Source organism: Rheinheimera sp. B2H12, from assembly GCF_059620065.1.
This window is the reverse complement of record NZ_CM184363.1, coordinates 4914486-4928684: the sequence shown is the minus strand read 5'-3', so window position 1 is coordinate 4928684 and position 14199 is coordinate 4914486. Positions and strand designations below refer to the sequence as shown.

The following is a 14199-nucleotide window of genomic DNA, read 5'->3' as shown; positions in this document are numbered from 1 at the left end:
CAATACGAGTGGCAGCGCAGGCAAGCAACACCTGAAGTTGCCCGCGCTGCCAGCTGTTTCATCGGTTCGGCGACTCTGGTCAGTTACACCATCGCAACGCTGTCACTGACAGGCAGACTGGCCAGTACCTGTCGGGTGATAGCCACTACTTGCGGGACAACCTGTTGGCTGTGCTCAAGCAGAAAAAAGTGATCTCCCGGAAAATAACTAAATGAGCATTCCACTGCGGATAACTCGGTCCAGGCTTGTAACTGACTGGCCGTGATCTCGACATCCTGTTCCCCATGGAATACCCGGATTGGAAAAGGATGTCGCACTGCCTGGGCTTGGTAGGTATCGGCGATTTTAAAATCTGCCCGCAATAACGGCAGTAACAACTGCATCAATTCATGATTATGCAAAATTTCTTTTGGTGTGCCATTCAGCTCGGACAGTTTCTGCATAAATGCGGCATCTGGCAGATCATAGGTCGGGCTTTTCAAGCTTGCCAGATGTGGGGCGCGGCTGCCAGAACCAATAAAATAACGTGGTAATGGCAGTTGGGCTTTGGCAAGCCGGCTGCAAAGCTCATACGCGACCCGACTGCCCAGACTGTGCCCGAACACCATATAAGGTACACTGGTGATAAAACTGCTATGTTGCATCAGCTCGTCGGCAAGGTCATTCATGTTATCGTGGGCAGGCTCAATCAGCCGGGCGCCCCGGCCTGGCGCCTGTACCAGCACCAGTTCGATTTCATCGTTGAAATAGGCTGGCCAGGATTGAAAAATACTGGCAGAACCGCCGGCAAACGGGAAACAAAACAAGCGCAAGCGCGGTTTTTTCGCTGGCTGCGGGATTTGGAAAATTTTATTGCGACTCAAACGAACGCTCCTTCAGAGGGCACTGTTGTCGATTTAATGAATTGTTGATGATTATATGATTCTGTTACAAATTATGTAAAGTCATGCACGACATCGGCGCTGACTTCTACTCAGGTCATCCGATCAGTGTCAATGGAGCCACAATGGCTGAATATGCCTGCGGGCACCGCAATAGCGCAGGTTCAGCCAGGACCGCTCTGTGAAAAGGCTGCTTGCTTCGGGTGTAGCTCTGCCAGTTGTTGCCGTAATAACAATTCAAATTGATCTGCTGGCAACGGCGGGCTATACCAGTAACCCTGATAAAAATCACAACCATTGTTGGTCAGGAATGCCAGTTGTTCTGCCGTTTCTACCCCTTCAGCCAAAACCTTGAACCCGAGGGTGTGGGCGATGCCAATGATCGTGGTCGCGATTTCCATATCATCTTTGCTATGCGGAATATCATCGATAAATTGCTTATCAATTTTCAGTACATCCAGTGGAAAGCGTTTTAAATATGCCAGCGAGGAATAGCCAGTGCCAAAATCATCAATCGCCAGCCGGATGCCAAGGTCACGTAGCTGATTCAGTGAGGTGATCACAATTTCTTCGTTGTCCATCAGTGCACTTTCGGTCAGTTCCAGTTCCAGCGCATGGGCTGGAAAACCAGTTTTCGCCAGCGTTTCCAGCACCAGTTTTTTCATATCAAAACGTTTAAACTGGACTGGTGAGACATTGACTGCCAGTGTGATTTTCGGCAAATCCTGTTGTAGCCAGCGTTGGCCTTGCCGGCAGGTTTCCTCCAGCACAAACTGGCCGATGTCATTGATTAAACCGCAGGCTTCAGCCACCGGAATAAAACGGGCCGGTGAAATAGTACCAAGCTCGGCATCAAACCAGCGCACCAGCGCTTCGGCACCAATAATGCGGCCAGTTTTGATATCCAGTTGCGGCTGATAAAACACAGTTAAAGCACCCAGACGTAGCGCTTTGCGTAAGCTGGCTTCCAGCGTGAGTTTATCGCGGGCTGACTGGGTAAATTCATCCGAGAAAAAGGTATAAGTATTGCGGCCAGCCGCTTTGGCTTTGTACAAGGCGGCATCCGCGCCTTGCAATAATTCGGCGGTGGTCTGTGCATGCTGTGGAAAAATACTAATACCAATACTGACACCGAGCTGGACTTCAAACTGATCCGTCAGCAGCCAGGGCTGATTAAGCGCTGCCAGCAGTTTCAGCGCAACTCTGGCGGGGTCTTCCAGGCTAGATAAATCGGTCAGCAACAAGGCAAATTCATCGCCGCCTAGTCTGGCCAGCACGTCCATATCGCGGCACTGACTTTTTAACCGCCGTGCAACCTGCAACAGCAGTTCATCGCCGAGTTGATGGCCGTAACTGTCGTTGACGTCTTTAAAGTGGTCCAAATCCAGCACCAGCACGGCACAACTTTGCTGTTCACGTCTGGCCACTTTCAAGGTTTGTTCCAGCAGTTGCAGGAACAACTGACGGTTGGGTAAATGGGTCAGTTCATCATGTTCTGCCAGAAAAGCCATTTCCGCTTCAGTTGCGCGTATTTGCGACAAATCTGTGAAGATAGCCGCATAATGGCTGACATTTTGCTGCTCATCAAACACGGAACTGATGCTCAGTTGTAAGGGGATCACTTCGCCGTCTTTACGACGATTGAGCACTTCCCCTTGCCAGTAATGCTGCTGTGCCAGCATCTGCCATAATTGCTGGTAGAAGTCGCTGCTGTGCTGGCCTGATCTGAGCATGGCGGGGGTTTGGCCGAGCATTTCGGCTTCCGTGTAACCAAATAACTGTTGTAACGCCGGATTGACCGAAATGATGATCCTGTTGGTGTCTGTGATCATGATGCCTTCACGGCTGCAGTTAAACACTTCGGCAGCCAGCCGCAGGCGGGCTTGTTGTTTTTTCCGTTCGGTCAGATCTAAATCCATACAAAATATTTGCGCCGGTTTACCAGGTAATTTCACCACGGCATGGCCGGAATACACTGCTACTTTGCTGCCGTCCTTGCGCTGTAATAACAACTCTTCTGCCGGTTCGGCTTCGCCACTCTGAACCATCTGGCGGATGGCTTGCTGGACGCCCTGACGCATTGCAACGGGAATAATCAGCTCCAGTAAATTACGGCCTATAGCTTCAGTTTTGCTGTAGCCATACAGCAGTTCACTGGCCCTGTTCCAATAAAAAGTGGTGCCGTCAGCCTCATAGCCTTGCACCGCGATTTCCGGAGTTTTGTCCAGCAAAGTCCGAAAACGTAATTCGCTGAAAATAAGTTGTTGTTCAGTTTCTTTCTGTTGGGTGATGTCCTCAATTTCCAGTAAAAAATGGCTGAGGTGTTGTTGTTCGTCGACAATGCGTCTGAGGCAATAAGACTGCCAATAAAACAAACCATTACCGCAAACAATTTTATATTGTCCGCTGGCCAGCTCAGTGCCATGTTGTACCCGTTGTAACTGCGCCAACACATCATCCCGCAGCTCCGGTGGATAAATATCTGGCAAAAAAATACCGATCACCGCTGTGGTCGTCAGCCCGATCAATGTTTCAAACTTTTGGTTGACATAAGTCACTGTGCCCTCGGCATCACAGAGCAATACCGCAATTGGACTTTGATGTACCGCTTTGGATAATAAATCCATCTGGGTTTTGGCTTCGCTACGTTCAATCAGAAATGCCGCCAGACTGGCGGTAAACTGGATTAACTCTTGCTCTTCTGGTCTGGGGCCTCGTTGTTCCGGCACATAAATGCCAAAAGTACCCAGCAGTTTTTTACTGCTACTGAAAAAGGGCGTTGACCAGCAGGCTTGCAGCCATTCATAGGGTTCAATCAAGTGGACCACTTGTTGCCACAACAAATCGCTGCGCACATCGGTGACAATTACCGGCTGTCCTGTGGCCGCAGCAGTGCCACAACTGCCGATGCCATAACGGATAGGCAGGCCATCCACTTTGGCATTATATTCTGCCGGCAGGCTAGGGCCTGCGGCCACAGTCAGCCTTTGCTGGGGTAAGTCAGCCAGTAAAATGGAGCATTTGAGTTGGGGTAATTGTTGTTCAACAAACAGCACTAAATCGGTCAGCAAGGTCTGCACTGGCACATTGTCAGCCAGTCGTTGCAATAAGTGGTTTTGCGCTTGCTGCCTGAGCTGTTGTTGTCGGCGCTGCCGGATATTCTGGAAGCATAGCACCAACACTGTGCCGTCTTCGGCCGCTGGGACCGGGATCACGCGGTAAGCGCACGGCAGTAACTCGCCATGGCAATCGACCAGTAATTCTGCTTCACCGCGCAAGGTGGTGGGTTGTTGATGCAAACGGGTAATATCGCGCCAGATGGCCAGCGCGGCTTTTTGTTTGGCAATAATGGTCAGCAGTGGCAACCCTAGCAACTGAGCTGGTAACTGATAACCCAGCAGGTTGACCGCAGTCTGATTGACAAAGGTTAGTTCATCCTCGACGGATAAGCCTAAAATGCCTTCATCTGATGCATCAAGCAGCAACTGGATTTGGGCAGCACTGGCCTGCAACGCCAGCAGGGCTTGTTTTTTGCTGTCAATATCTTCAATCACTGAAATAAAATAACGGTCAGCGGCATCTTCATCCTGGTGTAACGACACGGACAAATGGGCCCAGAAATAACTGCCATCTTGTCGTCGATAGCGTTTTTCCAAACCATAATGGCTGATCTGGCCTTTGATTAACTGTTCAACATGGCGTAAATCGTCGGCTAAATCATCCGGATGGGTAATATCGTGGAAGCTACTTTGGATCAGTTGATCCATGTCGTATTGCAGCATGTCAGCAAAACGCTGATTCAGCCGTAAAAAGTGGCCACTGAGTGCAACATGGGCGATACCGACAGCCGCCTGATCAAAGGTGCTGCTAAATTGGCGCTGCGTCTTACGCACTTGTTGTTGGTAACTCTGTTGCTGGCGGTAAAAACCAAACAGCATCAGCATGGCGATGGCCAGTAAAATCCAGCCATTGAGCAAATGCAATTGCGCGGCGGGTTCAGCGTTCAACCAGTGCTGCAACAACTGCAAGTCGGTTTCTAACAACCACAGTGCAGCCAATACACCAAACCCCAGCATCAACAATAGTTGTTGTAGTGAGTGCTGTGGCTTTGTTGCTGTCACTTGGTCTGATAACAGCTTCCTCTCAGGCATGCCTGTGGCTCCATCAGAAACAGCTGTTGTCCGCTGTCAGCAACCAGCCAGCAGAGCAACAAAAAAGGTCCAAGAAATGGCTTTAAGCTTAGTCGAAAGCACGGTAATGGCCAAAAAATAGCCGGGTTGGCTTGGCAATAGTGGTCGATGTCGGCCAAAGCCAACAGCAGGCGCGCTTCGGCTGCCCCCTTAGCAGCCAGCAGCGCAGCCTGGCTTGACTTAGAAGGCGTACACTAAAGTCAGCGAGGTTTGAGTGTCGGTTTTTTTCTTACCAACCGGCACATCGCTGTCGTTTTGTACTAAAAACGCGGCTTTCATCTGCATTTTGCCATTGAGTTTGGCGCTGACGGAAGATTCAGCGGCGGTTCTGGTGTTGTCACTGCCTACTTCGACGCTGAGGGTTTGCTTAAAGGCTGCCGTGTCAGAAAAGGCCCAGTTAAAGTTGGCCGCTGAACGTAGCATCACGCCATTTTCGGTTCGATCATCTGAAGTGCGGCCAGAGAAATAACCAGGACCGATTTCAGCATCCAGGGTTTTATTGTCGTCCTGATACAGCCGGTCGCCATAACCCAGCGAAACTAAACTGTATTTGGTGTAAGCACCAAAAGCATCATCGGTATAAGAACCAAACACAAACAGCGTGGCATTGTCTTGATCAAGTTTGTAGCCACCTTTGCCGGACACAAAATAGCGTTCTGCTGATTTTTCGCTGCGTTTTACGCCGTTACTGTCAGTTTGCTCATCTTCTTTAAAATAAGCGGACAATACATATTCGTTGCTCCAGTGTGCAAGCTCCTGTTTGCTGTCAATTTTACCAGTGACAGAAGTGCCTTTGGTATTGCCAGAAGTGGTAATTGCGCCCAGTTCAGCGGCAGTGGTCCAGCTTTTTTCCGGGGTTGTTTCTGCCATCGCGTTAGCGCTCAGAGCCAGCGTTAGCAGGCTCAGCGCCAGGAAGTTGTTGTTTGGTCGATGTGTGCTCATGCTTTGTCCTCTTTTCTCATATGCAATGACATTTGCGGAAAAGGAATTTCAATACCTTCCCGATCGAATGTCAGTTTGATGTTTTCTAAGGTATCCCAGTACACAGGCCAGTAATCTGCTGATTCAACCCAAGGTCGTACCACCATATTAACCGACGAATCAGCCAGGGCATTGACCGCCACCACTGGCGCCGGCTCCTGTAAAATCCGGCTGTCGTTTTGCAGAATTTGCTCCAGCAGTGCCTTGGCTTTACGTAGATCAGAGTCATAACTGATGCCGATCACCAAATCGACCCGTCGCCGTTTTTCCGCCGAATAGTTGGTAATAGCGCCGCCGGTGATTTGCGAGTTCGGCACGATGATTTTTTTGTTGTCGGCAGTTTTAAAAATGGTCTGGAAAATATCTATCCGTTCGATCACACCGCTAATCCCAGCCACTTCAACAAAATCACCGGCTTTAAATGGGCGGAAGACAATGATCAGTACGCCCGAGGCAAAATTAGATAACGAGCCTTGTAAGGCCAAGGCCACAGCTAAACCAGCAGCACCCAGAATGGCAATAAAAGACGCGGTTTGGATCCCCAGATGCGATAAAGCAATCAGCGCAAAGGCGATCAGCACCGCTGCATAAATAATACTGGCAATAAAAGAAACAACAGCCCGGTCTACTTTGCGTAATAACAAGGCTTTGCTGACCAGTTGTGACACGCCGAGCGCGACCCAGCGACCAACATAAAAAATAACAATAGCAACCAGCAGTTTCAGACCGAAAGCTATGATGAAGTCCTGATTTTTCGTCAGGTAACTGATGGATTGTTCTAACACGTGAATTCTCCTATGGTAAAAAGTCAGGCAGCGACATGTCAGCCGCCGCTGCGATGCTGAACTAGCTCGCGGTTTAGCTGATGGTTCCGCTATCCTATCGATCTGCTAAACTGCTGCAATGTTTGGTCAGCCTGAGAATGGTTCCATGGATTTGCAGCAACTGCAACAACAGCTTCTCAATCGCAGCACAGAGTCTGAGCCATGGCCACCCGCCCATTGGCAACCACCGTTTTGTGGTGATATCCCACTGCAGATCACCCGCGATGGTCAATGGTTGTATCAAAGCAGTCCGATCCAGCGGCTTGAACTGGTGAAGTTATTCAGCTCAGTGTTGCATTGTCAGCAGGGGGCATATTTGCTGACCACGCCGGCTGAATCGGTGCGGATCCAGGTCGATGATGCGCCATTTTTACTGGTCGACTGGCAATGGCAGGACAGCGCTGAAGGGCCGCAACTGCAAGTGCGCGATAATTTAGATCAGCTTTACTTAATCGGATCTGAATATCCACTGCAATTGCAGCCAGAACCTGTGACGGGGATGTTATTGCCTTATTTGCAATTACCAAGGGGGCTGACCGCCAAGTTCAGCCGCGCTTGTTATTATCGGCTGGCGGCGCAAGCGGAGCTAAAAACGCTGCCAACAGGACAGTATTATGTGCTGCCAAGTGGCCGCTATCAGGCCATTGTGGCCATGGCCGAGCCGGAAGATGAAGCAACAGCGCTGATTTGAGGCTGTTGCTATGGCAAAAGCCTCAAATCACCTTGGAATAATTCTGCGATTGATCAAGTAAATAAGCGTCGAAACAGGCGCAAATCACCCGCACCCAAGGTCGGCCGCGGGCAGTCACCTGTAATACCTCACCTTGCCATTGTGCCAGTTGATCGGTTTGGCAAGATTGCAATTGTTGCAGGCTGTGCGCAAAGTAGTCGGCAAAATTCAGTTGCCACTTGTCAGCAAAAGCCCGGCTGTCGAGTTGGAAATTACACATCAGGGCCGCAATCAGGTCGGCCCGGATTTGATCGTCCAGACTCAGTTGCATGCCTTTATCCAGGCTATGACCTTGCTCCGCCAACGCTCGGTAATACAGGTTTAAATCTTTTTGTTGTTGCCAGATTTGATTGCCAACCTGACTGATGGCTGAAACACCCAACCCGAGCAAGGCATCGCTATTATCTGCGGTATAACCCTGAAAATTTCGTCTGAGCTGGCCTTGTTGTTGTGCCACGGCCAGCGGATCCTCAGGTTTGGCAAAATGGTCCATGCCAATCGCCTGATAACCCGCTTGTTGTAACGTGTCCACCGCCAACGCCAGCAGTGCCAGTTTTGTTTGACCGTCCGGCAATGTCTGCGGCGGAATTTTGCGCTGCGCCGCAAACCGCTCCGGTAAATGGGCATAACTAAATAACGAAATCCGATCCGGATCCAGACTCAACACTTGCTGCAAGGTGTCGGCAAAACTAGCTGGCTGTTGATGTGGCAGGCCATAGACTAAATCCAGGTTGACTGAACGAAACCCGAGCTGACGGCTAGCCGTGACCAGTTCAGCGACCATTTGATAACTTTGTCGCCGGTTAATGCTTTGCTGCACCAGCGGATCAAAATCCTGCACGCCAAAACTGACCCGGCTAAAACCAAGCTCACGTAATAAAGTCAGTTTTTCCAGGTCACAACTGCGTGGATCGATTTCGATACTGAGGCTGGCTTGCGGGCTAACACGGAAATAACGGCGCAATAATTTGATTAAATGCCGCAGTTGGGTTTCATCCAGATAAGTCGGGGTGCCGCCGCCTAAATGCAGCTGAACGACCTGTTTGCTGGCAGTGGCAGCCTGATAAAACGCCATTTCCTGTTCCAGCGCATCCAGGTAGCGGTCAGCTTTGCTTTGGTCACGACTAATGACTTTATTACAGCCACAGTAATAACACAGCTGCCGGCAAAAAGGCACATGCAGATAAAGACTGAGGTCCGGCCCGGTTTGCTGTAAAGCTTGCAGGGCTGCTGCTGGCTGAAAACCGCTTCGCAGCAACAATGCCGTCGGATAAGAGGTGTAGCGGGGGCCTTTGACATTATACTTTTGCAGCAGTGCTTCGTCCCATATCATCGTGTTCATATCGCATTCGCCTCTACTTTGCTGGTGGCAGTATAAGCTCTGTGATTAATTAGGTTTTGATCCAACACAATGAAAGCGCAGCCAATGTCGCTGTCAATAATTCCAGGAATGATGATGAAAAAACTGACGACCTTAGTCCTTGGCAGCGCCTTACTGCCGATATTGGCCCCGGCGGCCACGCTGATCCATGCCGGTACTGTGATTACCGCAGAGGGTACACAAGTGTTAACCAAACAAACGCTGGTGGTGGACGGTGATAAAATTACTGCCATCGAAGCTGGCTTTCGCCAGCCGGCGGCCGGTGATCAACTGGTTGATTTGAGTCAGCATACGGTGCTACCAGGTCTGATGGATATGCATACCCATTTCTCTTACCAAAGCAGCCCGACCAGTTACAGCGAAGGTTTTACCTTAAATGAAGCTGATATTGCATTGCGCGGTGCAACTTATGCCAATAAAACCTTAATGTCCGGTTTTACCACAGTGCGGGAGCTGGGGGATAGTCATCTGGTCAGCGTGGCGCTGCGAAAAGCCATTACGGCCGGTCATGTCAATGGACCTCGTATTTTTACTGCCGGTAAATCTATTGCCACCACGGGTGGTCATGCCGATCCGACCAATGGGGTGGCCTATCAGCGGATGGGAGATCCCGGGGCGGCTGAAGGGGTGATCAATGGGGCCGAAGAAGCCCGCAAAGCGGTACGGCAACGCTATAAAGAAGGCGCCGATTTGATCAAAATTACCGCCACCGGCGGTGTACTCAGCGTGGCTAAAAGTGGCATGAATCCGCAATTCAAAGATGATGAATTAGCCGCTATTGTTGAAACGGCGAAGGATTATGGTTTTACGGTGGCAGTGCATGCCCACGGCAAAGAGGGGATGGAGCGGGCGATTAAAGCCGGGGTAACCTCGATTGAACACGGCACCTTTATGGATGACAAAACGATGGCACTGATGAAACAACACGGCACTTATTTTGTGCCAACCATCAGCGCTGGTCGTTATGTCGCGGAAAAGGCTAAAGTGCCGGGCTATTTTCCGGAAATGGTGCGGGTAAAAGCGGCAGCCATTGGGCCATTAATTCAACAAACCTTTGCCCGTGCTTATAAAGCCGGCGTCAAAATCGCTTTTGGCACTGATGCCGGGGTTGGTATGCATGGGGATAACTGGCAAGAATTTGTTTTTATGACCGAAGCTGGCATGCCTGCAATGACCGCGCTGCACAGTGCCACTATTGAAAGTGCCCGCTTGTTGGGGATTGCCGATAGCCTGGGTAGCTTAAAAGCCGGTAAAATTGCCGACATCATTGCGGTGCCAGGCAATCCGCTGCAAGACATTCAAGTGATGGGCAAAGTCAGTTTTGTGATGAAAGCCGGGGTGATTTACAAACAGTAAATGGGCTGTTTGAGCAACGCAGACCGCCGGAGGGCAGGCGGTCTGGTTAGCATATCTTTTAGTGGCGTTGTTGTAACTGTGTCAGCAAACCGCGAATATCCTGTTCAATACCGCTTTTTAATTCGATTTCACGCTGCTGGCGAATATGGTCCAACCGGCGTATTTCCTTTTTATCGGTTTGTTTACGCGCCTCATGGGTCGGCATCGCTTTGACACAATCGTACATCGCAAACAAAGATGGCCAGCGTTCGGCTGTGGCTAAATCCGCTTGCAGGTTTTCCAGCAACACCCAAATCCGTAAGGCGGCTTCCGATGGCTCACACTGTTGTTCCAACGTGGCTTTGCCAATCAGCAGGATACTGTCGAGCAGATATTGCTGATGTTCGGCCTGTTTTTGTTGTTGCGCCTGTAAAGCTTGTTGTTGCAGTTGCTGCTGTTGTTTCAGTCGGAATAGTAAAGTTCCGAGATAAAACGCCAGCGCAGCGACAATCAATACTGCCAGCGCGATCAAAGCTGTCCACATTGCTGTTATCACCCGAAGTTATTCACCCAGCAGATCTTTACGCCAGTCGACTTGTTCCAGTTTACTCAGTGGATCCAAATCTTCTGCTTCGTCCAGGTCAGCGTTATCCTCGTCTTCGTCATCATCCAGACCCAGTAGGGTCAGTAATTCGGCATGACGGGCTGTTTTGGCGTTGAAGTACTTGGCATCTTTCCCGGTCAGAATGTCACCTTGCTCAACTTTTTCCAGCAAGGCCTGCAGTTTTTCATCCTGCTCAATTTGTTCCAGTTCCACTTGTGGCGGAATTTCAACTGGTTTGGCTTTCGCTAATAATGCTTTTGGCTGAGTGGTCGGGGTCAGTAATTTCTGCTCTGCCGGAGTGACGACCAGCGCTATTGGTTTTTTACTGCCATGACGCGGATCTTTATTCTGATTACCAGCGCCGGTTTTTACTTCAGCTTGTACTGAATTACGGCTACCAGATTTTAAACCAGCACCTTTTTTCTTACTTTCTACAGGACGGTCACGATCCTGGCGGGCTTCTGCAGTGGGTTTATGCCGAATACCGATTTGGCCGGAAGTACGTGATTTTTTTTTGCGAGTCATAATGTCTACCTGTAGAAAAGGGCGCGTATTTTAACCAGTTTTGTGGCTGCTGCCTATGTATTTCCGCAGTTCACTGAAAACTGCTGTTTAGAACGCCCATCTGTCCTCATCTTGTACAGCCTGGGCCATGCATCTAGCAAGTCTGACTTGATGCATTCCGGGTTGTTATTGCCGCGCCGGTGACAGTGCAGGCGAGTACACAGCAGATAAAACAAAACGGCAGCAAGCGAAGCTTACTGCCGTTCAAGGTTGCACCGACAGGTGCGAATATTTTTAGTTCATCCTGACTTACGTAAGACACCCTGTCTGGATAGTTTCCCTATATTGTTAGGTCACTTCCATGTAGTGATCATTATTCGCGATCGTCCTAATACTTTTTTCTTCATCCCTGGTGCGTTAAAAACGCTGACATCATTGATGACGTCACATTGAATGTACCTAAGCACTGATGCTGTCCGTGCACAACTTCCATTTTGTAAACATGTTACTAACTGTAACGGGGTTTAATTTACTCTATTTAAATTGAATGGCAATACCGTTGGAGAAAAAAAATTGCCGAAAAAATGAACCATTTTCAACCATCTATTTAAATCAGTCACTTAGTGAGTCATTATTTGTTTTGCGTGATTTTTGTACGGATATTACAGGCCATTTTCTTACGCTATTTGTGAGATATATCTCACACGAGTTCATCTTGGAAAATCGCCTGAATGTAACTGAATCGTTTCAGTTTGCTACTGCAGCTTTTTTATGATCAGTATGGAAGAGTCACAGCGCGCGTAGTCACAGCTAGGGTTGAGCTGCTGTGTTTGTTTCGCCGTGGTTGGCACAGAATCAAAGTGATAAAAAAACCGGCAAATTTTGCCGGTTTTTTAGCTGTGCGCATTTGAATGCTGCATGCACTACTTAGTGCAGACCACCCAGATATTTCGATAAAATTTCGATATCTTCGTCAGTTAATTTCTTCGCCACATCCCGCATCATGCCGTTCATATCGTTGGCGCGGCTGCCGTTGCGGAAAGATTCCAGTTGAGTTTTGATATAAGCGGCGTGCTGGAAAGAAATTTTCGGGAAATTCGCCAGGCTATGACCGACACCACGTGGACCATGACAGGCGATACATGCTGCAATGCCCCGTTGCATATCACCGCCACGGAATAATTTCTGGCCAGCTTCTACCACATCTTCCGGAGTAGTGCCTGCTTTCATCGTTTGACTGGCGTAATAAGCTGCCAAGTCGTGCATATCCTGTTCAGATAATGCTGCCACCATACCTGCCATCACGGCGTTATTTCTGCCCTCTTTACCACCTGTACTGGCGCCGAGTTTAAATTCTTTTAATTGCTTAAAAATATAACCAGCATGCTGGCCCGCAATTTTAGGGTACATATCGGTTGGACTATTGCCATCAGGACCATGACAGGCAGCACAGGTTACAGACTTTGCTTTACCCGCTTCAATATTGCCTTCTGTTGCTGCGGCCTGGCCGACCAACCCTAATAACAGCATGACTGGTAGTGCTAATTTTCTCATGTTTATCCGTCTCTGTTCAGCTTGCCCCCACGGTGATGAGGTACAAAAGATAATAACCCTAGTATTTATGTCTATTTTACACGAATCTAAGCCAGATAAAATCCCATTCATGCGGCTAATGCTTCTTCAGATCAACTAGATCCGCTACACTATAGCCAAATTTGACGCCGGAGTGAGTTGTGTACAAAGCAAAATTTAATTATCAGCAGACCAGTTTTTTAACCAGTGCCCCAGATATCAACGCTTTGCCGCCTGATACCGGCATTGAAGTGGCGTTTGCCGGGCGGTCTAATGCGGGTAAATCCAGTGCTTTAAACACCCTGACCCGGCAAAACAGTTTAGCCAGAACCAGTAAAACGCCTGGTCGGACCCAATTGATCAATACTTTCCGGCTGGCCGATGAAAAAAGACTGATCGATTTGCCTGGCTATGGTTTTGCCAAAGTGCCGCTGGCGGTGAAAGAAAAATGGCAGAAATCATTAGGTGAGTACCTGATGAAACGTCAGAGCCTGAAAGGTCTGGTGGTGCTGATGGATATCCGTCATCCACTGAAAGATTTGGATCAACAGCTGATCCACTGGGCGGTGCAAAGTAATTTATCGGTGTTATTACTGCTGACCAAAGCTGACAAGCTGAGCCCGGGACCACGGAAAAAAACCTTGTTAGAAGTGCGGGAAGCCTCTTTGGCTTTTATGGGGGATGTGACTGTTCATACCTTCAGTTCTTTGAGCAAACAAGGTCTGACCGAATTGGAGCAGGTGCTGGACAGCTGGTACAGTCGTGATGAAAGCGCCGCTGAAGAGTCGGGTGCTGAATAAGAGTCGTTAGTCCTCTCACATCACAGTGGAAACAAAGCCGTTGTTTCCACTGTCCCCTTTGAGCAGTTTATCTCTCGTGCCGGTTTTATCAGCTCAAGACTGCTGTTGTCATCCACTCTGATACAGCCAATAATTCGCAATCCCCCAAAAAAAGAAAACCGGCATCTCAGAGAGAGGCCGGCATAGCAAACGGGGAGAAGCTATCAATAATTTCAAATCAACAGGGTGTCTTGCTAGCAAGACGTCGCCATTATACACAACTTTTTCAATGTTTGAAGTATTTGCTCTAAAAAATCTAGTAAATTTACAGGATTTAGATAAAAAAAACGCCCCACTGCAAGCAGTGGGGCGGCTAAAAAAGCCTACTTTCTATACATATAACGATGAAACCACCGTA

The 14199-nt window shown here is 49.1% G+C and carries 11 protein-coding genes; 3 read left to right on the top strand and 8 right to left on the bottom strand.

Features of this window, described 5'->3' with window-relative positions; genetic code table 11:
- Positions 1-83: 83 nt before the first annotated feature.
- The 4 genes from AC53GJ_RS21005 to AC53GJ_RS20990 form a co-directional block, all read right to left on the bottom strand.
- Positions 84-863 carry a thioesterase II family protein gene (locus tag AC53GJ_RS21005; protein ID WP_496730358.1) on the bottom strand — a complete coding sequence of 260 codons (780 nt, stop codon included), beginning with the start codon at positions 861-863 and terminating at the stop codon, positions 84-86.
- Between the two features lie 182 nt (positions 864-1045).
- Positions 1046-5032: a bifunctional diguanylate cyclase/phosphodiesterase gene (locus AC53GJ_RS21000; protein ID WP_496730357.1), complete on the bottom strand. Its 3987-nt coding sequence runs from the start codon at positions 5030-5032 to the stop codon at positions 1046-1048.
- Positions 5033-5251: 219 nt separating this feature from the next.
- Positions 5252-6013 (bottom strand): DUF481 domain-containing protein, encoded by a 762-nt coding sequence (locus tag AC53GJ_RS20995; RefSeq protein ID WP_496730356.1) that lies wholly within the window; start codon positions 6011-6013, stop codon positions 5252-5254.
- Entirely contained in the window at positions 6010-6837 is an 828-nt protein-coding gene (locus tag AC53GJ_RS20990; RefSeq protein WP_496730354.1) for a mechanosensitive ion channel family protein, read from the bottom strand. Before AC53GJ_RS20990 ends, AC53GJ_RS20995 begins: the two co-directional genes overlap by 4 nt.
- A 145-nt stretch (positions 6838-6982) precedes the next feature.
- Here AC53GJ_RS20990 and AC53GJ_RS20985 point away from each other — a divergent pair, with 145 nt between their 5' ends.
- Complete coding sequence (locus tag AC53GJ_RS20985) at positions 6983-7567, top strand: DUF1285 domain-containing protein (RefSeq protein WP_496730353.1); 585 nt, start codon at positions 6983-6985, stop codon at positions 7565-7567.
- Positions 7568-7589: 22 nt separating this feature from the next.
- Here the strand turns inward: AC53GJ_RS20985 and hemN are convergent, their stop codons facing one another.
- Positions 7590-8948 carry an oxygen-independent coproporphyrinogen III oxidase gene (gene hemN / locus AC53GJ_RS20980; RefSeq protein ID WP_496730351.1) on the bottom strand — a complete coding sequence of 453 codons (1359 nt, stop codon included), beginning with the start codon at positions 8946-8948 and terminating at the stop codon, positions 7590-7592.
- An 84-nt stretch (positions 8949-9032) separates the two neighbouring features.
- On the opposite strand from hemN, the gene AC53GJ_RS20975 reads away from it, so the two are divergent.
- Positions 9033-10343, top strand: a complete 1311-nt coding sequence (locus AC53GJ_RS20975) for a metal-dependent hydrolase family protein (RefSeq protein WP_496730350.1) — start codon at positions 9033-9035, stop codon at positions 10341-10343.
- Between the two features lie 58 nt (positions 10344-10401).
- Here AC53GJ_RS20975 and AC53GJ_RS20970 read toward each other — a convergent pair whose 3' ends face one another.
- From AC53GJ_RS20970 to AC53GJ_RS20960, 3 genes are all read right to left on the bottom strand, one after another.
- Positions 10402-10866: a DUF2489 domain-containing protein gene (locus tag AC53GJ_RS20970; protein ID WP_496730349.1), complete on the bottom strand. Its 465-nt coding sequence runs from the start codon at positions 10864-10866 to the stop codon at positions 10402-10404.
- An 18-nt stretch (positions 10867-10884) separates the two neighbouring features.
- Positions 10885-11451, bottom strand: a complete 567-nt coding sequence (gene yihI, locus AC53GJ_RS20965) for a Der GTPase-activating protein YihI (protein ID WP_496730348.1) — start codon at positions 11449-11451, stop codon at positions 10885-10887.
- A 906-nt stretch (positions 11452-12357) separates the two neighbouring features.
- Positions 12358-12984, bottom strand: coding sequence for a c-type cytochrome (locus tag AC53GJ_RS20960; RefSeq protein ID WP_496730347.1), 627 nt, complete (start codon positions 12982-12984; stop codon positions 12358-12360).
- Between the two features lie 179 nt (positions 12985-13163).
- On the opposite strand from AC53GJ_RS20960, the gene yihA reads away from it, so the two are divergent.
- Entirely contained in the window at positions 13164-13802 is a 639-nt protein-coding gene (gene yihA / locus AC53GJ_RS20955) for a ribosome biogenesis GTP-binding protein YihA/YsxC (RefSeq protein ID WP_496730346.1), read from the top strand.
- Positions 13803-14199 lie beyond the last annotated feature (397 nt).

Excerpts from the sequence above, each read along its gene's own strand:
- AC53GJ_RS21000 (WP_496730357.1), bottom strand. The coding sequence starts at position 5,032 with ATGCCTGAGAGGAAGCTGTTATCAGACCAAGTGACAGCAACAAAGCCA.
- AC53GJ_RS20995 (WP_496730356.1), bottom strand. The coding sequence starts at position 6,013 with ATGAGCACACATCGACCAAACAACAACTTCCTGGCGCTGAGCCTGCTA.
- AC53GJ_RS20985 (WP_496730353.1), top strand. The coding sequence starts at position 6,983 with ATGGATTTGCAGCAACTGCAACAACAGCTTCTCAATCGCAGCACAGAG.
- hemN (WP_496730351.1), bottom strand. The coding sequence starts at position 8,948 with ATGAACACGATGATATGGGACGAAGCACTGCTGCAAAAGTATAATGTC.
- AC53GJ_RS20975 (WP_496730350.1), top strand. The coding sequence starts at position 9,033 with ATGTCGCTGTCAATAATTCCAGGAATGATGATGAAAAAACTGACGACC.
- AC53GJ_RS20970 (WP_496730349.1), bottom strand. The coding sequence starts at position 10,866 with ATGTGGACAGCTTTGATCGCGCTGGCAGTATTGATTGTCGCTGCGCTG.
- yihI (WP_496730348.1), bottom strand. The coding sequence starts at position 11,451 with ATGACTCGCAAAAAAAAATCACGTACTTCCGGCCAAATCGGTATTCGG.
- AC53GJ_RS20960 (WP_496730347.1), bottom strand. The coding sequence starts at position 12,984 with ATGAGAAAATTAGCACTACCAGTCATGCTGTTATTAGGGTTGGTCGGC.